This window comes from Aureimonas altamirensis (genome assembly GCF_023702225.1).
Taxonomy (GTDB): Bacteria; Pseudomonadota; Alphaproteobacteria; order Rhizobiales; family Rhizobiaceae; genus Aureimonas; species Aureimonas altamirensis_B.
The window spans coordinates 1-891 of the sequence record NZ_JAMQCO010000036.1 but is presented as its reverse complement, the minus strand read 5'-3'; the positions used below and the strand labels follow the sequence as shown (position 1 = coordinate 891).

Below are 891 nucleotides of genomic sequence, written 5' to 3'. Positions count from 1 at the left end.
GGGCTTGTCGCAAACTTTCGGGCTTAACCGTATGTTGACCATAGGCATGGAATTTGCCGCTCCGAAAGTTGCGGAGCGAGCCCATGATTCTGAATGCTATTGCCGAGAAGCTGAAGCGCCAATCAAAGGATGACTTCAAAGGCAGGCATTTCGAGGCCTGGTTGATTGTACAGGCGGTTGCCTGGTACTTGCGCTACCCGCTCAGCTATCGTGACTTGGAAGAGATGTTTCGCGAGCGGGGCTTTGAGGTCGATCATAGCACGATCAACCGCTGGGTATTGGCCTATGCGCCGATGATCGAAAAACGGCTTCGGCAGTTTAGGCGCCCCCATTGCGGCTCGGTCAGAATCGATGAGACGTACGTCAAGATCCGCGGCAAATGGCGCTATCTGTACCGAGCCATCGACAAGCATGGCAATCCGGTAGATTTCCTGTTGACCGCTAAGCGCGATCTCGCCGCCGCCAAGCGGTTTTTCCGCAAGATGCTCAAAGACGAACCCTTGTTGTCGCCGACCAGGATCGGGACCGACGGGGCCAACACCTTCCCGTCAACGATCAAAATGTCGGTTGATGATGGGCTCCTCCATCCCGATCCCGTCCACTATGTCACCAAGCACCTCCAGCAAGGCATCGAAAGTGACCATTTCCGGGTAAAGAAGAACATGCCAAAGATCGGTGGCTTCCAATCCTTCAACACGGCGCGGCGAACCATCGCGGGTTTCGAGGCAATGCTGTGGTTGAGGAAAGGCTTCAGCTTTTCCGGCGGTTGGACTGTCAACGATCAGAACGATTTTCTTGCGCGCCTCTTCGGACTGCAAAAGATTAACAAAGCATGAAAATGAGGACGCTCAGGGGATAATCGCGCGCTCCGAAAATGTTTGCGACAGGCCC

Annotated in this window: 1 protein-coding gene; it reads left to right on the top strand. The window is 54.5% G+C overall.

What is annotated here, in order from left to right:
* Window positions 1–83: 83 nt before the first annotated feature.
* Complete coding sequence (locus tag NDN16_RS20820) at window positions 84–836, top strand: IS6 family transposase (protein WP_024899183.1); 753 nt, start codon at window positions 84–86, stop codon at window positions 834–836.
* The last annotated feature ends 55 nt before the right edge of the window (window positions 837–891 follow it).